At 71.1% G+C, this 22411-nt stretch carries 20 protein-coding genes; 12 read left to right on the forward strand and 8 right to left on the reverse strand.

Annotated elements, in window-relative coordinates:
• Positions 1–20 precede the first annotated feature (20 nt).
• On the forward strand, positions 21–899 hold the full coding sequence (locus NJE57_RS15655) for a TspO/MBR family protein (RefSeq protein WP_319029445.1): 879 nt from the start codon (positions 21–23) through the stop codon (positions 897–899).
• Here NJE57_RS15655 and NJE57_RS15660 read toward each other — a convergent pair.
• Together NJE57_RS15660 and NJE57_RS15665 are read right to left on the reverse strand one after the other, a co-directional pair.
• Positions 835–1647, reverse strand: a complete 813-nt coding sequence (locus NJE57_RS15660; RefSeq protein WP_319029446.1) for a hypothetical protein — start codon at positions 1645–1647, stop codon at positions 835–837. The two genes, NJE57_RS15655 and NJE57_RS15660, sit on opposite strands and share 65 nt — an antisense overlap.
• Positions 1648–1796: 149 nt before the next feature.
• Positions 1797–2360 (reverse strand): helix-turn-helix domain-containing protein, encoded by a 564-nt coding sequence (locus NJE57_RS15665; protein WP_319029447.1) that lies wholly within the window; start codon positions 2358–2360, stop codon positions 1797–1799.
• A gap of 70 nt (positions 2361–2430) precedes the next feature.
• Here NJE57_RS15665 and NJE57_RS15670 point away from each other — a divergent pair, with 70 nt between their 5' ends.
• The gene (locus NJE57_RS15670; RefSeq protein ID WP_319029448.1) at positions 2431–3399 is read left to right on the forward strand and encodes a DMT family transporter; all 969 of its coding nucleotides are present in this window, start codon (positions 2431–2433) and stop codon (positions 3397–3399) included.
• On the opposite strand, the gene NJE57_RS15675 is transcribed toward NJE57_RS15670, so the two are convergent.
• Genes NJE57_RS15675 through NJE57_RS15685 form a run of 3 tightly spaced genes read right to left on the reverse strand, consistent with a single transcriptional unit; the run spans position 3384 to position 6543 of the window.
• Complete coding sequence (locus NJE57_RS15675) at positions 3384–4919, reverse strand: protein adenylyltransferase SelO (protein WP_319029449.1); 1536 nt, start codon at positions 4917–4919, stop codon at positions 3384–3386. The two genes, NJE57_RS15670 and NJE57_RS15675, sit on opposite strands and share 16 nt — an antisense overlap.
• Positions 4920–4941: 22 nt before the next feature.
• Positions 4942–5694 carry a potassium channel family protein gene (locus NJE57_RS15680; RefSeq protein ID WP_319029450.1) on the reverse strand — a complete coding sequence of 251 codons (753 nt, stop codon included), beginning with the start codon at positions 5692–5694 and terminating at the stop codon, positions 4942–4944.
• 30 nt (positions 5695–5724) lie between these two features.
• A complete protein-coding gene (locus NJE57_RS15685) occupies positions 5725–6543 on the reverse strand; it encodes a mycofactocin-coupled SDR family oxidoreductase (RefSeq protein ID WP_319029451.1) in 819 nt (272 codons plus the stop codon).
• Positions 6544–6736: 193 nt separating this feature from the next.
• Here NJE57_RS15685 and NJE57_RS15690 point away from each other — a divergent pair, with 193 nt between their 5' ends.
• The 6 genes from NJE57_RS15690 to NJE57_RS15715 are packed head-to-tail and all read left to right on the forward strand — an operon-like array spanning position 6737 to position 10581.
• Entirely contained in the window at positions 6737–8206 is a 1470-nt protein-coding gene (locus tag NJE57_RS15690) for a sodium/glutamate symporter (RefSeq protein ID WP_319029452.1), read from the forward strand.
• Positions 8207–8232: 26 nt separating this feature from the next.
• Positions 8233–8700, forward strand: coding sequence for a DUF2243 domain-containing protein (locus NJE57_RS15695; RefSeq protein WP_319029453.1), 468 nt, complete (start codon positions 8233–8235; stop codon positions 8698–8700).
• A gap of 6 nt (positions 8701–8706) precedes the next feature.
• Complete coding sequence (locus NJE57_RS15700; protein WP_319029454.1) at positions 8707–9561, forward strand: cytochrome c oxidase assembly protein; 855 nt, start codon at positions 8707–8709, stop codon at positions 9559–9561.
• Positions 9558–10052: a hypothetical protein gene (locus NJE57_RS15705; protein ID WP_319029455.1), complete on the forward strand. Its 495-nt coding sequence runs from the start codon at positions 9558–9560 to the stop codon at positions 10050–10052. Before NJE57_RS15700 ends, NJE57_RS15705 begins: the two co-directional genes overlap by 4 nt.
• A 26-nt stretch (positions 10053–10078) precedes the next feature.
• The gene (locus tag NJE57_RS15710; RefSeq protein WP_319029456.1) at positions 10079–10294 is read left to right on the forward strand and encodes a PLDc N-terminal domain-containing protein; all 216 of its coding nucleotides are present in this window, start codon (positions 10079–10081) and stop codon (positions 10292–10294) included.
• The gene (locus NJE57_RS15715) at positions 10291–10581 is read left to right on the forward strand and encodes a hypothetical protein (RefSeq protein ID WP_319029457.1); all 291 of its coding nucleotides are present in this window, start codon (positions 10291–10293) and stop codon (positions 10579–10581) included. The genes NJE57_RS15710 and NJE57_RS15715 overlap by 4 nt, the downstream gene beginning before the upstream one ends.
• Before the next feature lie 6 nt (positions 10582–10587).
• Here the strand turns inward: NJE57_RS15715 and NJE57_RS15720 are convergent, their stop codons facing one another.
• Positions 10588–10731, reverse strand: a complete 144-nt coding sequence (locus NJE57_RS15720; RefSeq protein WP_319029458.1) for a hypothetical protein — start codon at positions 10729–10731, stop codon at positions 10588–10590.
• Positions 10732–11086: 355 nt separating this feature from the next.
• Positions 11087–13576 (reverse strand): helix-turn-helix transcriptional regulator, encoded by a 2490-nt coding sequence (locus tag NJE57_RS15725; RefSeq protein WP_319029459.1) that lies wholly within the window; start codon positions 13574–13576, stop codon positions 11087–11089.
• 539 nt (positions 13577–14115) lie between these two features.
• Here NJE57_RS15725 and NJE57_RS15730 point away from each other — a divergent pair.
• Positions 14116–16287, forward strand: a complete 2172-nt coding sequence (locus NJE57_RS15730) for a bifunctional lysylphosphatidylglycerol flippase/synthetase MprF (protein WP_319029460.1) — start codon at positions 14116–14118, stop codon at positions 16285–16287.
• 310 nt (positions 16288–16597) lie between these two features.
• Here NJE57_RS15730 and NJE57_RS15735 read toward each other — a convergent pair whose 3' ends face one another.
• Complete coding sequence (locus tag NJE57_RS15735) at positions 16598–18331, reverse strand: putative PEP-binding protein (protein WP_319029461.1); 1734 nt, start codon at positions 18329–18331, stop codon at positions 16598–16600.
• Positions 18332–18450: 119 nt separating this feature from the next.
• Here NJE57_RS15735 and NJE57_RS15740 point away from each other — a divergent pair, with 119 nt between their 5' ends.
• The 3 genes from NJE57_RS15740 (at position 18451) to NJE57_RS15750 (ending at position 22402) form a co-directional block, all read left to right on the forward strand.
• On the forward strand, positions 18451–19251 hold the full coding sequence (locus NJE57_RS15740; protein WP_319029462.1) for a DeoR/GlpR family DNA-binding transcription regulator: 801 nt from the start codon (positions 18451–18453) through the stop codon (positions 19249–19251).
• The gene (locus NJE57_RS15745; protein WP_319029463.1) at positions 19248–20207 is read left to right on the forward strand and encodes a 1-phosphofructokinase family hexose kinase; all 960 of its coding nucleotides are present in this window, start codon (positions 19248–19250) and stop codon (positions 20205–20207) included. The genes NJE57_RS15740 and NJE57_RS15745 overlap by 4 nt, the downstream gene beginning before the upstream one ends.
• An 83-nt stretch (positions 20208–20290) precedes the next feature.
• Entirely contained in the window at positions 20291–22402 is a 2112-nt protein-coding gene (locus tag NJE57_RS15750) for a fructose-specific PTS transporter subunit EIIC (RefSeq protein ID WP_319029464.1), read from the forward strand.
• Positions 22403–22411: the final 9 nt, after the last annotated feature.

A 22411-nucleotide genomic window follows, 5' to 3' on the forward strand; every position in this document is an offset into this window, starting at 1 on the left:
CGGGCGTTACGGTCGTCAACATGCGCGAGAAGACACGGCCGGCGACCGACACCCTCCAGAGCGGCCCCACGGGGTGGGCCATGCCCGTGATCACGATCCTGGGCGTGGCGGCCTCCGTCGTCGCCGCGTTCGTCGGCAGCGGTGCCCTCGGCGGCACCCCGGTGTCCGAGGCCGCCGGCGGGGCACTGTCGGCGGACGCCACTCCGGTGGCCCCCGCGGGATCGGCGTTCAGCATCTGGAGCGTCATCTACCTGGGCCTGATCGTCTACGCGTTGTGGCAGTTGACGGGGACAGCGCGCCGGTCCGCCCGCCAGCGTGCTCTGCGCCCGTGGGCGCTGGCGTCGGTCCTGCTCAATGCCGCGTGGATCTGGTCCGTGCAGTTCGATCTGATCGCCGTCTCGGTGCTGGTGATCACGGTCTTGCTCGCGGTGTTGATCCGTGTGATGTACATCCTCGGGGCACCGCGCACCGGCGGCCCGCTGGAACTGGTGGTCGCCGACGGCACCTTCGGCCTCTACCTGGGCTGGGTGTCCGTGGCCACGCTGGCCAACACCTACGCGTGGCTGGCGGCGAGCGGGGTCGAGGTGGTGACCGGCGTCCCGTTCGGGATCGTCGGCATCGTCGCCGCTGCGGGCATCGGGGTGGCCACGGCGCTGCTCAGCCGCGGCCGGGTGGCGCCCGCGCTGGCCACGTCGTGGGGGCTGGCGTGGGTCGCGGTGGGCCGCACCGAGGGCCGGTTCGAGGCCGCCGAGCTGGTGTGGACCGCAGCCGTCGCCGCGGCCGTCGTGGTGCTCGTGGCCGTGGGAAATCTGCTCCGGAACCGCCGGGCGGGCGTCAGGACGCCAGCCGACCCGGCCCGTCCTGGGGCCACGCGAGGCGCCACTGCCGAGCAGCGGTGACGATCCGGTCGCCGAGGACACCGAGCGGCGAACGGCCGTCGGGCCCCGGTTCGGAGTACTGCGCGGCGTAGCTCCGGTCCCCGTATCTGACGAGCGTCTCCCGGGCCTCGTCGAGCCGGCGCCCGAACGCCGTCGGCCACTGTGACGGGTGTTGGAGCACGTGTAGTCGCGCGGCCAGTTGGGTGCGGGACTCGGGAAGGTCCTCCAGCAGACCGCGGTACACCTGATCCGGCGTCAACGGGGAATCCCGGACCGCCGTGCGCAGGAGACTGTCCCTCTCCACGCCGCTCAGGGGGTCACCCGGGACCGAGACCCAGAACGTGCGCTCCGGGACGGGGCCCGCGTGCCTGCCGGCCACGCCCTGCCCGCCCGGGTCGACGGTGCCCGGGAGCCACCGGTCGCGGGGACGGCGCGGGTCCGCGATCAGACCGACCGCGACCACTCTGTCCAGCTGCTCGGGGTGGGCCGTCATCCAGTCCTGCACCACCCGGCTCCCGCAACAACATCCCAGGAGCACGATCCCGTCAGAGGGGTGGAGTCCCACGAGCCGGGCGAGGTCCGCCACCCCGGCGGCGGCGGCCGCGTCCCAGGTCCTCGGACGGCGCAGGCGGGTCTCCTCCGGCTCCGGCCACTGCACCCGGACCGGGGGCCCGGCGCCCAACCGGGCCGCCAGGTCCCCCACGAACTCGTCCAGCACCCCGGAGGAGTGGCGATACGCTCCGTCACCGTCGGCGATCAGAATCCTCATCATTGCCCCCTGGCGCCCGTGTCACGCCCTGCTCGGCGCGGGCCTAGTTGCTCTGTCACACGAACGTAGGACAAGGATGTGGTCACGTCAATAAGTTTTCATTGATAACTCTGTGGGGCACCTGAGATGCGCTGATGGCCGGGCCGACGTCACCTCCCGGTGGATCCCCCGAGCACTCGCGCCGCGCCCTCCGCGACCCGGAACGCATCCGCCTCCCCGAGAACCGTCGCCGCGACCTGCGCCCCCTCGTAGAGCTGGTGTATCGCCGTCGCCTCGGCCCGGTCGCCCCCGGTGAGCGTCACGAAGAGCTCGCGCATCCACCGCTTCTCCTCCCGGACCGCCTCCGCGGCACCCGTCGGCCCCTCTCCCCCGACCTCCGCCCACGCGTTGACGAACGCGCACCCCCGGCGGTGAGACGTCGTCCACTGCTCGGCCCGCAGGAAGAACTCGGCGACTGTCCACTCCGTCGCGTCGAGATGGTCGACGAGAAACCGTTGCCACCGGGCGCCGCGTCTGCGCAGATACGCCTCGACGAGCCCGTCCTTGGACCCGAATCGCTGGTAGAGAGTGCGTTTGGTGGTGCGCGCCTCCTCGGCGATCAGCTCGACCCCCACCGCCGTGATCCCCCGCGCATAGAAGAGGTCATCGGCGGCCACGAGGATGCGTTCCCCCACCTCCGTCGTCGGGATGATCGGCCACGGCTCGACGCCCACGGACGCCCCCCTCCTCAGCAACCAGCATGTGCACTGACAGTATACCGATCGGTATGCTTTGCTCGCTCCCATGACCAGGACACCGGTGGCCGTGGGATTCGTACTGCTGTGGAGCTGCGGCTTCGTGGGCGCGGCGTGGGGCACGGCCTCAGCCGAGCCCGCGGGACTGCTCGCGTGGCGATACGTCATCACCGCCGGGCTGCTGCTCTCGGTGGCACCGTTCATCGGTGCCCGGGTGAGCCGCCGCGACCTCCGGCAGCAGTCCGCGTTGGGCCTGACCGCGCATGTGCTGTTCCTCGGAGGCGTCTTCGCCGCCGCGGCCTCCGGGGTCGACGCGGGCACCACCGCTCTGGTGTGTTCGGCCCAGCCGCTAGTCGTGGCCGCCGCCGGTGCCGCCTTCTGGGGTGATCGGATGACGCCGCGGCAGTGGACAGGGGTCGCACTGGGACTCGGCGCGGTCGCCCTCTGCGTGGGCGGCGTCGGCGATCTCGGCCCCGCGATCGTCCTCCCGGTGATCAGCCTGCTCGGCCTGTCGTGTTCAGCGCTACTCGAACGTCGCTGGGCACCGCGGATCAACGTGGTGACGGCGCTGACCATCCAGGTGGGTGCCGCCGCGATCGTCTTTGTTTCCGCCGCACTGCTCACCACGGGCATGACTGTCGAGCCGACGGTCAGACTGGCCGGCTCGCTCGCGTGGCTGGTCATCCCGGCCGGTCTCGGGGGTTACGGCGCCTATCTCCTCGCACTGCGCCACCTGGGCGCCACGCCCACGAGCATGCTGCTCTACCTCACCCCGCCGGTGTCGGCGATCTGGGCGTGGGCGATGCTCGGCGATCAGATCGGGGCGCCCCAACTCGTCGCGATGGGGCTGGGGATCGTGGCGGTCCTGCTCGCCGCGGTCCCCGGGAGGACCACGGGTACGACCTCCGACCCCGCGGGGTGCGCTGGCCCCGTGCACGACATGACCGGGGATACGCTCCGGGAACGGTCCATTCGGCCGGCACACCCCGTGCCGGCGTCACATCAGGTGCCGCAGTAGGTGACGTGCGGGGAGGCGTCCGGCGGGGCGGGGCTGGCGTAGCGCTCCAGTCCCGGACGTTCGGTGTAGGGATCGGTGACGACGACGAGGAGTTCCTCGACCAGGCTGAGATCCCCACCCGAGGCGGCGTCCAGGGCCTCCTCCACCAGGTGGTTGCGCGGGATGTAGACGGGATTGGTCGCGGCCATCACGGAGACCGAGGGGTTCATCTCGCGCCACCGCCGCAGCCACCCGTCCGCGAGCTCGCCCACGAGCTCCCGCACCTGCGAGGTGTCCCCCTCGGCCGCCGGGATGAGCGCCCGGAAGAACGTGGTGTAGTCCACCCGGGTGGCGGTGAGCAGCCGCGAGAGCTCATCCAGCAACGGTGCGACCGCCTCGTCGTCCGGCGCGGCCTCGTCGTCCGGCGCGGCCTCGACGTCCGGCGCAGCAGAGTGGCCCTGCGCAGCCGAGTCGCCCGGCTCCTCCGATCGGCCCAGCGCAGCGGGTAGACCGAGCTTCCTGCGCATCCCTTCCGTCCACGCCCTGTCGTAGCGGGCCGGGAACGTCCCCAGGGCCGCTGTCAGGGCCTCGACCGCCGCGTTCTCGTCGTCGTCGACCAACGGGATCAGGGTCTCGGCGAACCTCGCCAGGTTCCACTGCACGATGGGCGGCTGGTTGCCGTAGGCGTAGCGGCCCTGCGTGTCGATCGAGCTGAAGACGGTGGCGGGGTCGAAGCCCTCCATGAACGCACACGGCCCGTAGTCGATCGTCTCGCCGGAGATCGTGGTGTTGTCCGTGTTCATCACGCCGTGGATGAACCCGATGAGCATCCAGTCCGCCACGAGCGAGGCCTGGGCGTCGAGGACCGCGGTGAACAGCTCGAGGTACCGGTTCTCGGCATCCGCCGCCCGAGGGTGGTGCCGGGCGATCGCGTGATCGGCCAGCCTGCGCAACAACTCCACGTCACCGGTGGACCGGGCGAACTGGAAGGTCCCCACACGCAGGTGGCTGGCGGCCACACGGGCGAGCACGGCTCCCGGCAGCGGCGTCTCACGCTGCACGGTCGCCCCGGTGTCCACCACCGCGAGCGACCGGGTGGTGCGCACCCCCAGTGCGTGCATGGCCTCGCTGATCACGTACTCACGAAGCATCGGTCCGACCGCCGCCAAGCCGTCGCCACCACGGGCGAACGGCGTCCTGCCGGAGCCCTTGAGGTGCAGGTCACGGCCATCGGCGAGTTCGCCCATCAGCAGGGCCCGCCCGTCGCCCAGGCGCGGGGAGTAGCCGCCGAACTGGTGGCCCGCGTACGCCTGCGCGACCGGGGTGGCGCCCTCGGGGACCCAGGTGCCGGTCACCAGTCGGACGCCCTCGTCACTGCGCAGGTACTCCGGGTCCAGGCCCAACTCGGCGGCGAGCTGCTCGTTCAGCGCGAGCAGCCGCGGTTCGGGCGTCGCAGCCGCCTTCCACGGGACACCGAGCTCGGGGAAGGCGCGGGCGAAGCCGTCAGTGAGCCGTACGCCGGGCCGTTCCGGGGAAGTCATAGAGCCCACGGTACGTCTGTCGTCACCGGGTGGTCGGGGTCTCCGGCCCGGCGACCGGTGTCGGTGCGGGACCCAGCCTGTTCAGCTCCTCGCGCAGCGCGGCGATATCCGCCGACAGCCGGCTGACCTGAGCCTGTGTGGCGGTCTGGTTGGCCTCGTCCTGCTCGCTGACCCGGTCCACGATCCACGAGGCGAGGGTGGCCGTGACGACACCCAGCAGAGCGATCCCGGCCAGCATCAGACCCGCCGCGATCACCCGGCCCACCGGGGTCACCGGCGCGACATCGCCGTATCCGACCGTCGTGACCGTGACCACCGCCCACCAGAGCGCCTCACCATAGGTCTCGATCGACCCGCCGGGGGCCCCGCGCTCGGCGTCCAGCATCGCCAGGGAGGACACGACCAACAGGATCGTCGTCCAACCCGCCGCGTAGGCGATCACCTGGCCGCGCACCGCGGTGCCGGCCGAGCGGCGCAGGACGCTCAGCAACGTCACCAGCCGGAGCAACCGCAGTGGACGCAGCATGGGGAGCGCGATCACCGCCACCTCGTACCAGTGCGTGAACATCCACCGCCCCCGCCGCTCCGCCAGGAACAGCCGCACCCCGAAGTCCAGGGCGAAGAGCAGCCAGGTCCCCCACATCACGACCTCGGTCGCCACGAGCGCCGCACCGGCCGGCCTGGCGAGGACCATCGCCGCGTAGGCCGCGAAAAAGGCGACCGCCGCCGCCATCAGGGGCCACTCGGACAGCTCTCTCCACCGGTTCTCAGTCACTCGTCTTCTCAGTCACTCGTCGATGATGCCTCAGAAGTACTGCGATCCCCCGTCGATGCTGATGTGCTCGGCGGTGATGAACCTGGACTCGTCCGAGGCCAGGAACGCCACGACGTTCGAGATCTCCTCCGGCTCCGCATAGACCTGCTCGAGGAACGTCGAACCCATCAGGTTCAGCGGCGGGTTTGTCGCCCCGACCTCCTCCAACTGGCCCACCATGTCGCCGCCGCCCATCGGGGTGGCCACACCGCCGGGGTGGATGCTGTTGACTCGCACGTTCCCGGGGCCGAGCTCGGCGGCGAACGCCCGGGTCATCCCGACCAGCGCGTGCTTGGACGTGGTGTAGTGCACCATGAACGGCTGGATCTTCTTCCCTGCATACGAGCTGGTGATGATGATCGACCCGCCACCGGCCTCGACCACGTGGTGGGCCGTGGCCATGACGGTGTTCCACACCCCGGTGACGTTGATGTCGATGGTGTCGGCGAAGGAGGCCGGGGTGATGGCGTCCCACACCTGCGGGGTGCAGATCCCCGCGTTGGCCACCACGACGTCCAGGCGGCCGAGCTCGCCCACGCCGTCGTCGACGATCCTCCTCATCCCCTCGAGGTCGCGCACATCCCCGACCGAGAGCAGCGCGCGTCGTCCCTGCTCCTCGACCAACCGGCGAGTCTCCGCCAGGTCCTCGGGGGTGGCCGGGTCATAGGGAACCGCGTCCGGCAGCGGGCCGGCCAGGTCCAGACCGACGATGTCGGCCCCCTCGGATGCGAGTCGAACGGCGTGCGCCCTCCCCTGGCCCCGGGCCACTCCGGTGATGAATGCGACCTTGCCCTCGAGCCTTCCGGCCATGTCGTTCTCCAGTCCTCGTGGCGTGCCCCCAACCTAGTCACACACCGACCGGTCGGGCGTGGAAACCCTTCGCAGCACCCGACACCGGACTAGATTCGCCGTCAAGGGTGACGCGTCGGACGCCGATCGCACTGCAGGACTCGGCGAGCCGGCGTCCGCGCCGCAGGTATCGAACGGAAACCGAGGTCGTGCCATGTCAGCTAACGCGGTGGGGTTCGCACTACTCATACTCGGATTGGCGCTACTGATCGGCAAGATCATCCGCGTCAAGGTGGGGATCGTCCAGACCCTGTTCCTCCCCAGCTCGATCGTCGCCGGGGCGCTGTTGCTGCTGCTGGGTCCCGAGGTGCTGGGCCGGATCGGCGGCCCCTGGGGAGAGAACGGATTGTTCACCGAGCAGATGGTCGAGGTCTGGTCCGTCCTGCCGGGACTGCTCATCAGCGTCATCTTTGCCACCATGTTCCTCGGCCAGGAGCTGCCCAAGCCCAGCCGCGCGGTCAGACTCGTCGGCCCGCAGCTCTCGTTGGGGGTCGCGCTCGGATCCGGGCAGTACGTCGTGGGCCTGCTCCTGGCAGCACTCATCCTCGTCCCGCTCCTGGCGGCGTCTCCCATGACGGGCGCGCTCATCGAGATCGGGTTCGAAGGCGGTCACGGCACCGCCGCCGGCATGCGCGGGGTGTTCGAGGAACTCGGGTTCACCGAGGGCGCTGATCTCGCGGTGGGCATGGCCACCGTCGGCATCGTCGGCGGCGTCATCATCGGGATCGCCCTCATCAACTGGGGCGTCCGCACCGACCGCACCGAACTCGTCAAGGGCAGCGCCAAGATGTCCATCGAGGAGCAGAAGGGCCTGTTCCGGGAGGACGAGTACTACTCGGCCGGCAAGATGACCTCCCGCCCCTCCTCCGTCGAACCGCTGTCGCTGCACGTCGCGCTGGTCACCGTGGCCATCCTGATCGGCCTCGGGATCCTCGAGGGCCTGCGCTGGATCGAGCAGGCGACCTACGCGTCGGTCATGCTCGACGAGAACACACCGCTTGAGATCTTCGCCTACGTCCCGCTCTTCCCCATCGCCCTGCTGGGTGGCGTGATCGTCCAGGTGATCGCCACCAAAGCCGGGGTGGCCCACGTCATCGACCCCCAGATCATGCTGAGGATCCAGGGGTGGGCGCTGGACTTCCTCATCGTGGCCGCGATCGGGACGCTCTCCCTGCAGGCGATCGGGGAGAACATCGGCGCGTTCACGATCCTCGCCGTCGCCGGCATCGTGGTCAACGTCAGCATCTTCCTGTGGCTGGCGCCCCGGATCATCGGCCGCTACTGGTTCGAGCGCGGCATCGGTGACTTCGGCCAGTCGATGGGCGTCACCGCCACCGGCCTCATCCTCATGCGGGTGGTCGACCCCGAGGCCGAGAGCCCCGCGTTCGAGGCCTTCGGCTACAAGCAGCTCGTCTTTGAACCGTTCTTCGGCGGCGGGCTCATCACCGCGATGGCGGTGCCCATCATCTTCCTCACCGGTGTGTGGCCCCTGTTCTTCGTGATGCTCGCGGTCTTCCTCGTCGCCGTGCTCTCCGGGCTGTTCTACTTCCGGCCCCGGGAGATGCGGGATCGGGCCGAATGGGAGAAGGAGAAAGCCGGCGGGGACCAACCCGCACCGGCGTGAAACCCCCCGCGTGAGAGGAGGCCCCTATGGCACCGACACCGACCGCTAATCCTGACGCCGACCTCGGGGTCGATCGGCGCCTCGTCCTGTCCGGGTTCCTCTTCGGCTGCGGCGTCGCCGGGTCCGTGATCGACCTCTTCGTCTTCCACCTTCTCTTGCAGTGGCACCACTTCTACGACCTCTCCACCACGAACGTCGCCCTCCTGGCGGACGGGTTGTTCCACGGCGCGACCTGGCTCATCACCGTCTGGGGGCTGTTCATGCTGGGGGACATCAGGCACCGCGTGGTAGTCCCGTGGGGGCGCTGGTCCGGCGCCGTACTCACGGGCGTCGGCTTCTTCCAACTGTTCGACGGGATCGTGTTCCACAAGCTGCTCCGGATCCACCAGATCCGCTACGGCGTGGATCTGGTCGTGTACGACCTGGTGTGGATCGGCTCGGCGGTCATCCTGCTGCTCACGGGTCTGCTCATCCTGTGGCGGACGCGGGACTGATCCCCGGTGCGCCCGGACCACGCACAGCACGGGACCACCGCGTGGTGGATCCCGGAGTCCGTCGTGGCCGCGCTACTCGGCCTCTCCCTGGCCCTCTACCTCGTGGGGGTCCACCGACATCGCACCCGGGGACCGTGGCCGCTCCACCGCACCGCGATGTGGATCGGCGGACTCGTGTGTCTCACGGTGTCACTGATCGGCCCCCTCGCAGCGGCAGCTCGCCACGACTTCACCGCGCACATGGCCGGTCACCTGCTGCTGGGGATGTTGGGGCCGCTGCTGCTCGTGCTGGCCGCCCCGGTCACCCTCACTCTGCGGACACTGCGCCCCGCCCACGCCCGCCTGGTGTCCACGGCACTGCGGTCGACGGTGGCGCGGGTGCTCACCCACCCCGTCGTCGCGGGTGTCCTCAACGCCGGCGGCTTGTGGCTGCTGTACACCACCGAGCTCTACGAGATCATGCACCACTCTCTACCCGTGCACGTGGCGGTGCACATGCACGTGTTCCTCGCGGGGGTGGTGTTCACGGTCGCGATCGTTGGTCCCGATCCCAACCCCCACCGCGCGGGATTCCGCACCCGGGCGGCTGTGCTCGTCCTGTTCATCGCCGCACATTCCGTCCTGGGCAGGTGGCTGTACGGGCACCCCCCTGCCGGGGTGGACGCCGCGGCGGCACGGGCGGGCGCGCAACTCATGTTCTACGGCGGCGAGGTTCTGGACCTCGCGCTGCTCGTCCTGCTGTTCAGCGGCTGGTATCCCACTCCGGATCGCCGTAGCCGTCTGCTGCCCCGCAACCCGTCGCGTGCACGGAGCTCAGCACCGACCCACGTCCGCAAACCCCGCGAGGAGAAGACATCATGACCGAGAAGCGAGCAGCCCGCATCGCCCGCGCGGCAGGAACCGGAGCCGTCGCCGGCCTCGTCGGCGCGGGCCTGATGCTTGTGGGCGAGAAGGCGGAGCAGGCGATCACCGGCAGGCCCAACTCCTACGTCCCGGCGCGCGCCCTGCTCACGATGCTGGGCCGACGCCCCGGGGACGACGTCCGCTCCGACGGGTGGAACCACCTCATGCACTTCGGCACCGGTGCCACTGTCGGGGCCGTCCGCGGGATATGGGCCGCCACCGGTATCCGCGGCGCACACGCGACCGTCTGGCACACGATCATCCGGTTGGGCGTCGACCAGACCGTGGAGAACGCGACCGGCGTCGGGGCACCCCCGACGACCTGGCCCGCAGGTGAACAGGTGGTGGACGTGCTACACAAGGCCGTCTACTCCGCGATCACCGGCGTGGTCGCCGAACGCGCGCTCCCTCCCACCCTCCGGTCGCGACGCGGCCGCACCAGTCACTGACCCCACCCGAGACAAGAGGAGGACTCATGATCACGACTACGTGGAAAGACCTGACCGACGCCCAACGGGCCGCCGTTCTGGCGCTGGCGTCCGTGCAGGTGTCGACGGCCGTCTCCGCCTGGACCGACCTGGCCTTCCGGCCCGCCGAACAGGTGCGGGGCAGCAAGGCGAAATGGGCCGCGATCATCGCGATCAACTTCGTCGGGCCGGCGCTCTACTTCTTCAGAGGCCGGCGGACGTGAGCACCCGGAGACGGGCCGGCGTGGCCGGAGGAGTCCTCCTCGTCGTCGTCCTGGTCCTGGGCGCCTGCGCCGCCGGGCCGAACGTTGACGTCACCCCTGACGGTCTGGGGTTCTGGTGGGGACTCTGGCACGGGCTCATCCTCCCCGTCACGTTCGTCATCTCCCTGTTCACCGACACCGTGACCATCTACGAGGTGGGCAACAACGGCAACTGGTACGACTTCGGATTCATCCTGGGAATCGCACTGTTCTCCGGGCCCGCCCTGGCCGGATCCCGCCGACTCTGAACCGGGTCAACCGGAATGGACCCGGCACCCGTCTCCGGGTCGGGAGGACGCGGCTCCGCCGGCGTCGTCACGGTCCCGCAGGATCTCGGCCAGTCGAGCCTCGTCCAGGCCCGACCATTCGACGTAGTCCGACCACGCGCTCTCGGTCACGAGAGCGGAAGGACGGGCGGAAGGACGGACGAGCGGCCCGGGAGGTCCTCCGCAACGGACTCCGTGGTGCCGGTCCGGACGGCGATGACGGGTGGCACACAACAGGACACGGTCTCTCCTCCGGTCGGCAGGTCGATGCGATCTCCGTGGACGCTAATTCACAATCGGCGGTGTGACACCACCGCAAGCGCGTTTTCACCCGGGTGAGATCGCGGGTGAGACCGCCGTGACGTGCTGCGTGGCCAGTGGTCCCCCTCCCCCCGCCCGGATGCCGTGGAACTGAACAAGCGACCAGACCCTCGGGTGGCGGCGACGAGCCGGTGGCGCGCCCGCAGCTGCGCGCGAGGGGCAGCGCTCAGAGGAGTCCGAGCCTGCGGGCCTTCTCCACCGCAGCGCCCCGGGAGCGCGTACCCAGCTTCCGGTACACCGAGCGCAGCTGCGTCTTGACCGTGTTGACGCTCACGAAGTGCGAGTCGGCGATCGTACTGATGGAGTCCCCGGTCTCGAGGCTCCGGAGGATGGCGTGCTCACGTCCGGTGAGCGCGGTGACCTCGTGTGGTGACGAGGGAGAACCGGTGCCGGTCCCGTGAGCGGCCACCGGAAGCTCGGGGCCCAGTTCCGCCAGTGTCGCCATCGTCGTGTGGGGAAGCGTCGTGAAGGGTCGGACCACCCCGGTGAGCGTGGACGTGGTGACGGCACGCTCCAGATACCGCACCGCGTCCCGCCGTGCGGAGATCCCGACCGATGCCGCGGCACCGACCAGGTTCAACTCCAGGGAATCGCGCTGTGTGCATCGGAGATCCCCGTCATGGCGCCGGACGAGCTCCAGCGCCCCATCGTGATCGCCGTCGTACAACCTGGTTCGGGCCCGGACCGGCGCGGTCAGTGGGTGGGAGGAGTCACCCACCAGTTCGGTGGACGCGTCGGACCTGCCCAGCGCCAGGTGGAGGTCGGCGCGGACCGCGTCGAGTAGTGGCCCGGCCACCGCGCCGTTGCCGCACCACCCCGGAAACCTCCTCATCTGGTGCTCGACGTACCGGAGCCCGTCCGCGGCGGTCCCGGTGGTCAGGGCGATCTGGCCGTACACGTAGAGAGCAAAGCCCCACAGTTCCTCCCGATCCGCCGGGGCGCCCAGGTCGGTGATCAGGCCGATGGCCGAATCGGTGTCGAGACGATCGAGTCGGGCCAGCGCCGCGCCGATCATCCCGGCGGGCCGGACCACGAGCTCCGAGTCGGGCGGCAACTGCGGGTGCCGTCGCTCCTCGTCCCACCAGGACTCGGCGTCCACGAGGTGCCCCAGGACGGCGTTCGCCAGTGTCAGCTTGCCGGCCGCGTCCCGCTCGATGAAGGTGCCGGACCCGAGTCGGTGGCCTCGGCGGAGCATCTGGTTGGCGTCATCGAATCGACCCACCAGCATCAGGCTCAGGCCCACGTGGAGGAAGGCGAACGCGGGGCCGTCCCGTGCCGACCGGGTCGAGGCTTCGGGCTCCGGGATCCGGCTCAGCGGACCGCACTCGGCGGCGGCATCCGAGAAGCGGCCGTCGATGCGTAGGGAGATCATCCGCATCAGCCGTTCGGCATCGTCCGGAACGTCAGATGACGTCTCGATGCTCGGAGGCCGGGCCGGGCTGTCCTTCGGCGCCGAGAACTGACTGTGCATCCTCCGCAGGCTGCCGAACAGTGGTTCGCTGTCCAGGATGTCGACGGGAATGCGCCTGAGATCGCCGTCCATCTGCAGGAAGGTCGTGGTGTAGAGGGTTCTCCAGTGGTTCCGCAGAATCTCCAGAACGCGGTCCCAGTTCTCGGCGTCGATCGCGTGGACGAACGCGGTGTGAGGTCGCCCGAGCTCGAGCCAGTGGTCCGACAGGGCGAGCCGGGTGTCGCGGAGGAGGCCCGGGGTCTCGGCCTTCGCCACGCGGAGGATCGACGCCCTGATCGGATCCGGATAACACCAGGTGGGCTCGGGAGCATCGGTCTCCCGGACGACGAGTCCGTGCCGCTCGAACGCCGCGAGCCGGTCGATGACCGTGGTCTGGCCCTCGCCCTCGCCGTCCCCGCCGATCGCCACCGCGGCCGCCGACTCGGTCAGTGGTGTGGCCACCGCGGTCCGGACGATGTCCTCGCGGTACCCGACCAGCTCCGGATCACCGGCCAGGACCCGGACGACGACGCGGTCGATCCCCCGGCGGACTGGGCCGACCGGGCTCGCTCGGGACGAGCCCGTTGACCGCAGCGCGTCCACTCCCACATCCACGAGGCCGGCCATCCGGCCGGTCTCGACAGCGATCGCACCGAGTTGGATCCGATCGGTCGCGGTGACCCCCGCATGGTCGATCGCGGCCGTGAGCTCGACATCCGTGAGCAGCAGGTCCTTCGGGGTGACGGACACCGTGTCCGCGGGCGCTCCGGACGACCCGTGCCGACTCATCGCCGTTCGCGTGGCGGCGATGACGCGGAGCCCACCGGGCGGCGCGTGCTGGAGCAGCTCTCGGGCGCGCGGCTCCGGGTCTCCGGCCAGGTGGAGGTCGTCGAGGACCAGGACGAGGGGGCCGCGCCATGACCGGACCAGTCTCTTCACCTCGTCGAAGTGACCGCGTGGCAGGTCGACGGGGGCGGGATCGATCGGTGGGATCGAGCGATCGTCGTACTCCCGGCGCTTCGAACTCAACGAGTGTGCGACCCGCTGCCAGTAGCGGTCCCCGGTCAGGTCGGGGACCGGGTCCAGCACTCCGGCGGTGTCCACGGCGCGTGAGGCGTCGGCTGCACGCCACTGACCGAGCAGTGTGGTCTTGCCTGACAGCCGCGGACCGTGCACCACCACAATTCGCTCAGGACCCGAGAGCATGGCCAGCAGTCGGGGGCGCGGGGGGACCCCGGTCGCCGGGTGGGTTCGCGACGCCCGGTCGGACGGCGGCATCGTCACCGGAGCGGGAGACCCATCGTCGGGGAGTCGGCGTTGACGAGGGTCGGCACCATCAAGGCCGGGGCCACTCGGGACCATGGTCGCAACAGCCTCCTCACGCCCGGTCTCGGAACCGGCACCTCCGTGAATCGCTCGAGGTCTCCGCCTACGTTACGGATCCGTTCCGACGAGACCCAGGGGTTCGGGGCGACCCCTGACCGGGTGGGTACGCGGATCGTGGGTGCCCGCGATCGACCGGCCTCACCGTCTCGCCCATACACCTGCGGCCAGGCAGCGCAAGCACTTGACACAAGACACGTGGACCAGGCGCAACGGGAAGCGATCGCTCGTCGACGGCGGAGAATGTCCCCCTGTCCGGCCACACCGGGCGCATACTTGACCCGTCCGCCACCGGCCTCGGCCACCGGCCTCGCCTCTCCGGCGTCGGTGGCCCCATCACGCGCGCCGCCCACGGGAGCACCATGAGCACCGAACAGATCGCCGAGAAGACCGACGAGCCCGGGGAGCCCTCCCCCCTCGCCACCGCCGCCGGGACGGTCGCGCGCGCCGCACGCCGCCTCCCTGTCACCGCGATCGTGCTCGCCGCCCTGCTCGTGACCGGGGTCGTGTTCGAGACCCTGTGGCGTGCCGCGCACTCCGCCCCGTGGTTCGAGGGAGTGGCCTACGGCGTCCCCGCGCTCGAGGGGGGCCGTTGGTGGACCGTGTTCGCAGGCCCGTGGTTCGGGATGACCCCTCTCCAACACGTGTCACTCCTCGTGCTGGTCGCAGTGGGCATCGGGGTGGGCGAGTGGCGTCTGGGCTCCGCACGGACTGCCCTGGTCGCGATCGGCGGCCAACTCATCGGCGTGCTCGGGGCGTTCGGCGTACTCGTCCCCGGGGACGCCGTCGGCTGGGAGTGGGCCACCGAACTGTCAGTGGTGCTCGACGTGGGGTGCTCGACCGCGGTGATCGCCGTCCTCGCCGCCACCACCGCCACACTCGTCTCTCCGTGGCGGCTGCGCGCGCGGGCGGTCCTCTACGGCTATGTGATCGTGTCGTTCCTGTTCCTCGGGCGGCTGGCCGACCTCACGCACCTCATCGCCTTCGCGGTGTTCCTGCTCATCGGGGAACGGTTCTTCTCCCGCACCGAGCGGGGATTGCGGCCCCGGACCCGGCGCGAGACCCGGTTGGTCGTCTCGGCGGGGATGTGGTTCCTCGCCGCCGTGCACGTGGTGGTCTACTTCGTCCCGGCCGACGGCCCCCTCGGACCGACAGAAGCCGACGACGTGAGCCTGGCGGGCATGCTCCTGTCCGTCCTCATCGCCGCGGTGACGGCCGAACTGCTCCGCCGCGGTTACCGGGCGGCGTGGCTGGTCGCGCTCGTCTACGCCCTGCTGACCGCGGTCGTCACCCTCGTCGTCACGGTCCTGGTGGTCGCGGCCGACTTCGAGAGCCTCGGCGCCGTGACCGCTGGCACCGGCCTGCTGTGGGTGGGCGAGGCGGTTCTGTTGGTGGCCGGCCGGGGCGCCTTCGGGGTCCGGATCCGCCGGCGAGTCACCGGTTCCTCGGTCCACTCCGACGACGTGATCGACCGCGTCCGCGCGCTGATCCGGCGGCACGGCGGCAGCACCATGTCGTGGATGATCACGTGGCAGCCGATGAACTACTTCTTCGGGCCCGGCGGAGACGACACGGACGGTTCCGCCTCCGGCGTGGTGGGCTACCGCTTGCACGTCGGGACCGTCGTCGCGCTTGCCGACCCGGTCGCCGCTCCGGGCGATCGCGCCCGGCTGCTGGCCGAGTTCGTGGAGTTCGCGGAGGCGCAGGCCGCCGTGCCGTGCCTGTTCTCGGTGTCCGGCGAGACAGCGGAGACCATGCGCGGCCACGGTTGGCGCGCGCTGCAGATCGCCGAGGACACGATCATGGACCTGCCCGACCTGGCCTTCGCCGGCAAGAAGTGGCAGAAGATCCGCAGTGCCATGAACAAGGCCGACAAGGGCGGCACCAGCTTCGTCTCGGGGTTGCTGCGCGAACAACCGGCCGCGGTGCTGGGCCAGGTGCGCGAGATCTCCGAGCAGTGGGTCGGGGACAAGGAGCTGCCCGAGATGGGCTTCACCCTGGGCACGGTCGAGGAGGCGCTCGACGACGACGTGCGCATCGCCCTGGCAGTCGATTCCGACGGGGTCGTGCAGGCCGCGCTCTCCTGGCTGCCCGTCTACCGCGGCGGGCCCGACGGCGGCGTGCGCGGTTGGACCCTGGACGTGATGCGCAAGCGCAACGGGCCCGGTGCCAACAACATGGTCGAGTTCCTCATCGCCCGTTCCGCGCTCGAGTTCAAGGACGAGGGGGCCGATTTCGTCTCGTTGTCCGGGGCCCCGTTGGCCAGGAGTGGCGACGACGACGAGGTGGCCGTCCTCGACCGCGGACTGGATCTGCTCGGTCAGGCGCTCGAGCCGTACTACGGGTTCCGGTCGCTCCACCACTTCAAGAGCAAGTTCAACCCGCGGATCGAGCCCGTGTACCTGTGCTTCCGCGACGAGGCAGACCTGCCGCGGATCGGGGTGGCGATCGGCCGGGCGTACCTGCCGGGTGCGACGACCCGCCAGCTGGCGGCGCTGGCCAGGTCGGGCACGTCGGAGACCGTCGACGCATAGGACCCCACCCGGCATCCCCCGGCATCCGCTTGGCATCCCCCGGGCATCCACCAGATCCACCGAGCATCCACCGGGCATCCGCTCCCGCGCCTGAACTCCCGCCCCTGAACCTGCCCGCCCACCTCCGGCATCCGCTCCCGCGCCTGCTCGGCCGGAGCACAGCCGCCCCTGGCGATGTACGCACGCGTGAACCGCGGCGCACGCGCGAGTGCATCGCCGGGGGCGGCTGTGAGCGGAGGCGGAGGCGGGCGGAGGCGGCGGGCGGGGACGACTGTGAGCGGAGGCGGCGGTGGGCGGGGCGGCGGGTCGGTCAGGCGCCGCCCGCCATGACCGCGGCCCGGGCCTCGCGTGCGGTATCGCAGTCCAACGCCAGTGCGGCCAGCTCGCGGCACCGCTCGAGCGTCACCTCACCCAGGGCTGCGCCGACGAACGGCAGTGCCGCGGTGGCCACCGACAGTGAGCTGACGCCCAGCCCCAGCAGCACGCAGGCCAGTTGCGGGTCCGCCGCCGCCTCCCCGCAGACGCCGACAGGGACGGTCCGCCCGCCCGGCGCCCGGGCCGCCGCCTCCGCGACCGACCGGATGAGCCGGAGCACCGCGGGCTGCCACGGGTCGGTGAGCGCCGCCAGGTCGGAGGACATCCGGTCGGCGGCCATCACGTACTGGGTGAGGTCGTTGGTGCCGATCGACAGGAAGTCCACGTGGGGCAGGAAGCGGTCCACCGCCACGGCCACGGCGGGCACCTCCACCATGATCCCCGGGGTCAGTCCGCGCTCGCGGCAGCGGGCGGCGAAGTCGCGGGCCTCGTCCACCGTGGAGATCATGGGCGCCATCACCCACGGGGAGGAGTGCTCGCCACCGACTCTCCGGCCGGCCTCGGCCAGTGCGTCGAGCTGCCGGTCGAGGAGCCCGCGGTCGATCAGGTCCACCCGGATGCCCCGTACCCCGAGGGCGGGGTTGTCCTCCTCTGTCATCCCGGCGAACGCCAGCGGCTTGTCCGATCCCGCGTCCAGGGTGCGGGTGACCACCTTGGCGGCGGGGAAGGCGCCGAGCACCCGGGCGTACAGCTCCGCCTGCTCGTCGGCGGAGGGTTCGGTGGGGCGGTCGAGGAACGCGAGCTCGGTACGGAACAACCCGATCCCGCCGGCCGGTCCCGCCGCCGCGGCCTCGGCTCCGCCGGCGTCCTGCACGTTGGCCAACAGGCTCACCTCGTGACCGTCGGCGAGGACGGCGGGCCCGGTCCACCCGGCCGCAACGTCACGCAGCCGCTTGTCCGCGGCGGCGGCCCCGACAGCGGAGTCCTCGTCGGGATCGACCGTCACCGTCCCCGCGCCCGCATCCACGAGCACCCGAGCGCCGTCGGGGACCGCGGCCAGTCCCGCCGCCGCCACCACGCAGGGGATCCCCAACTGCCGGGCGATGATCGCGGTGTGCGAGGTGGGGCCGCCGTGCTCGATGACGATCCCCAGGACCTTGGCGGCGTCGAGGCCGGCGGTGTCGGCGGGGGCGAGGTCGTCGGCCAGCAGCACGCCCGGTTCGTCGAATTCGGGGATCCCCGGCTCGGGCAGTCCGCGTAGCTCGGCCACGACACGGGCGCAGATGTCGCGCAGATCGGTGATGCGCTCGGCCTGTCGTCCGCCGACCCTGGTGAACATCGCGACGAAGGTCTCCGTGGCCGCCATCGTGGCCGCCTCGACTCCCAGCCCCTTCTTGAGCTCCTTGACCACGGCCTTGGCCCATCCCCGGTCGCGGGCGAGCACCGCGTTGGCGGACAGCACCTCGGCGCTCACCCCGGTGGCGAGCGAGGCCCGCTGATCCAGCCGCCCGGCCACGGTCGTGGCGGCGGCAACGAAGCGCTCCCGGTCCCGCTCGAGCTGCTCCTCGCCGGGCGGCGGGCCCGGTGGGGTGCCCTCTGCCTGTCCCCCCTTGCCCGGTCCGGCGGCGGCGTCCTCGACGCGTCCGACCCACCGGACGGCCCCGTAGGCGAGGCCGGCCACGACACCGGTTCCCCGGATGATCGGCTCGACCTGAGATTGCTGTGTCATAGGGGCTCCTTAGCGGATCGGGCTCGGCGGCCCGGGCATGCACCTTAAATTGTGACGAGACTAACTAATTTCGCTTGACTTTCCAACCGTATCGGGCAGAATCCAACACAATCGGTCACATGGAGAAGGGTTGGGCCCCGATGTACGGCAGCGAACGGCGGCGACACATCACGGAGGTGCTGTCCGCGTCCGGCCGCGTCACTGTGGCTGATCTCGCCTCCGGACTGGACGTGAGCGCCGAGACCATCCGACGCGATCTGTCGGTGCTCGAGTCCGAGGGTCTCCTCGAACGCACCCACGGCGGGGCGGTGCCCGCGATCCCGGGTGGGCGTGTCGAGCGGACGCTGGCCGCCCGCCGGGCGGAGAACGTCACGGCCAAGTCCGCTATCGCCCGGGCCGCGCTGGGCCTGCTCCCGGCACCGGGGGGCAGTGTGCTCCTGGACGCGGGCTCCACGACCGCCTCGCTGGCGGAGTCACTGACGGAGCCGGCCACCGAGGGGCACGGGTTGTCCCTGGTCACCAACTCGGTCCCGGTCGCGGACTCCCTCCACCGCTCCGGTGCCTCCCGGCTCCACGTGCTCGGCGGCGCCGTCCGCGGTCTGACCGGGGCATGCGTGGGCGCGCCGGTACTGCGGGCCCTGGACACGATCCGGGTGGACATCGCCTTCCTCGGCACCAACGGGCTTCATGCCGAGCGCGGCCTGACCACGCTGGACCCGGACGAGGCCGCCGTCAAGAGCGCCATGAGCCGCGCCGCCCGACGAGTGGCCGTCCTGGCCGACTCCAGCAAGTTCGGCCACGAGTTCCTGGTGTCGTTCGCGGGGCTGGACCAGATCGACGTCCTCGTCACCGACACACCACCCACGGGCCTGCTCGCCGCGGCCCTCCGTGACCGGGAAGTCGAGGTCGTCCTGCCATGATCGTCACCCTCACCATGAACCCGTCCGTCGACCGTTCGGCGGTGCTGTCCGGACCACTCGCCCTCGGCGGGGTCAACCGCATCGCCGAGGCCCACGACTCCCCCGGCGGCAAGGGCGTCAACGTCGCCCGGGTCCTGGCCGCGGGCGGGATCGAGGCGAGGGCGGTGTTCCCCGCCCCGCCGCACGACCCGTTCGTCGCCATGTGCGCCGAGACCGGCGTTCCCGCCACCGTCGTCCCCGCCGAGGGCCCGGTCCGGGTCAACCTCACGCTGACCGACCCCGACGGCACCACCACCAAGATCAACTCCCCGGGCCCCGTCGCCACCACCGGGACGCTCGACCGCGTGCGCTCGGACGTGACCGGCCTCGCACGCGAGGCCACCTGGGTGGTGCTGAGCGGTTCACTGCCCAGGGGCGTACCGGACGACTTCTACGCGGACCTGGTCGTCGACCTGCGCTCCGCAGGCGCCCGCCTCGCCGTCGACACCTCCGACGCACCGCTGGCGGCCCTCGCCGCACGCTTCCCCGCCGCCGCCCCGGACCTGGTCAAACCCAACGGCGAGGAGCTCGGCCAGCTCGCCGGTGTCGACGGCGTGGAGCTGGAACGCCGCGCGGCGGACGGCGACCTGGCGCCCGTCGTGGAGACCGCCCGCACGCTGCGCGCCACGGGCGTGGGAACCGTGCTGGTCACCCTGGGTGGAGCGGGAGCGGTCCTGGTCGACGACGACAACGCGTGGTTCGCGACCACACCTGCCATCCGGGTGCGGTCGACGGTCGGCGCGGGTGACTCCGCGCTCGCCGGCTACCTGTTGGCCGAGGCGCGGGGAGCCCCACCGCAGGAGCGACTCGCGTGGGCGGTCTCCCACGGGAGCATCGCGGCCTCGCTCGCCGGCACCGGACTACCGCTGGGGCTCGACCCCAGCACGTTCCGCGCCACCGTCCGCCGACTCGACTGATCCGACCCCCACGTCAGACCCCCGTCCGAACCCCCACATCCGAGTCCGCTCGTTCGAACACCTAGAAAACACGGAGGAAGGCCATGAGCCAACCGATCATCGAGACCGCCACGGTGCGGCTCGACGCCGATCTCGGCGGTACCAAGGACGAGGTGATCCGGTCGCTGGCCGGAGCGCTCGTCGAGGCGGGTCGCGCCGACGACCTCGACTCGCTGGTGACCGACCTGATGGCCCGAGAGGGCAAGGCCGCGACCGGCATGAAGGGCGGGATCGCGATCCCGCACTGCAAATCCGAGGCGGTCTCCGAACCCAGCCTGGGCTTCGCCCGGCTCGACCCGCCGGTGGACTTCGGCGCCAAGGACGGCCCGGCGGATCTGGTGCTGATGATCGGCGCCCCGGCCGGCGGCGGTAAGGAACACCTCAAGATCCTGGCCACCCTCGCCCGCAACCTGGTGCGCTCGGAGTTCGTGGACGCGCTCCGGGCCGCCGCCACCCCCGAGGACGCCGTCGCGGTGATCCAGGGAGTGCTCACCCCGGCGGCGGAGTCCTCGTCGTCGTCGCACTCACCACCCTCGTCGTCCACCCCGGGCACCACCGGCGCGGCGACCGGCACGGACGTCGGAGGCGGTCAGCCGCTGCGCCTGGTCGCGGTGACCGCGTGCCCGACCGGCATCGCGCACACCTATATGGCCGCGGACTCGCTGGCGCAGGAAGCCGAGAAGCGCGGCGTGCAGCTGCAGGTGGAGACCCAGGGGTCCGCCGGCGCGACCCCGCTGGAGCCGGCCACGATCGAGGCCGCCGACGCCGTCATCTTCGCCACCGACGTCGGCGTCCGTGACCGCGGGAGGTTCGCCGGCAAGCCCGTGGTCGAGTACGGCGTCAAGAAGGCGATCGACTCGCCCGGGCAGGTGCTCGACGAGGCGCTGGCCGCGGCGGACAACCCCGACGCCCGTAGAGTGGCCGCCGCCTCCGGCTCGGGCGGCGACTCCTCCACCGGCGGGTCCGGCTCGGACGAGCACTGGGCCCGCGGGCTGCAGCGGGCGGTGATGACCGGTGTGTCCTACATGATCCCGTTCGTCGCGGCCGGCGGTCTGCTGCTGGCGCTGGGGTTCCTGCTCGCCGGGTACGACGTGGCCTTCGTGTGGGAGGAGGTGGCCACCGGGTTCACGTTGACCGACCTGCCCGGGCAGGTCTGGTACCTCGACGGTGAGATCGTCAGCGCCGGGACCGCCGGAGCCGAGATGCTCACCCACGCGGGCCTGAGGCTCTACCTCGGCGCGGTCCTGTTCGCCATCGGCCAGGCGGCGATGGGCTTCATGATCGCCGTCCTGTCGGGCTACATCGCCTACGGTCTGGCCGACCGCCCGGGCATCGCACCGGGTTTCGTCGGCGGCGCCCTCTCGGCCACCCTCGGCGCCGGATTCATCGGCGCACTCGTCACCGGCATCCTCGCCGGCTACCTGGTGCGGTGGATGACCACCTGGAAGACCCCGCGCTGGCTGTCCGGCCTCATGCCGGTGGTCCTGATCCCGCTGCTCGGCTCGCTGGCGATCGGCCTGATCATGTTCCTGCTGCTCGGGCGCCCGCTGGCCTCGCTGACCTCCGCCATGGAGTCGTGGCTCGGCGGGATGAGCGGCTCCTCCGTGATCCTGCTGGGCATCATCCTGGGGTTGATGATGTGCTTCGACCTCGGCGGACCGGTCAACAAGGCCGCGTACACGTTCGCCACCGCCGGGCTCGTCGTCGACAACCCGGCCTCGCTGCGGATCATGGCCGCCGTGATGGCCGCCGGAATGGTGCCTCCGTTGGCCATGGGCCTGGCGACGGTCGTCCGCAAGCGGCTGTTCAGCCCTGTCGAGCAGGAGAACGGGCGGGCCGCGTTCCTGCTGGGGGCGAGCTTCATCACCGAGGGCGCCATCCCGTTCGCCGCCGCGGACCCGCTCCGCGTCATCCCCTCGATGATGGCCGGTGGCGCCGTGACCGGAGCGCTCATCATGGCGTTCTCGGTCGAGTCCTACGCACCGCACGGCGGACTGTTCGTGGTCTTCGCCATCAACCCGGTGTGGGGCTACCTCGTGGCCATCCTCGCGGGCATGCTGGTCTCGACCACCGCCGTGGTGCTGGCCAAGAGCGCCCGCCGCGATCCCGCACCAGCACCCGCCCCGGCCCGGGAACCCGCCGCGGCCGCCGCCTGACCCCGGGCC

It is taken from the genome of Dietzia sp. PP-33 (genome assembly GCF_033790845.1).
GTDB lineage: Bacteria > Actinomycetota > Actinomycetes > Mycobacteriales > Mycobacteriaceae > Dietzia.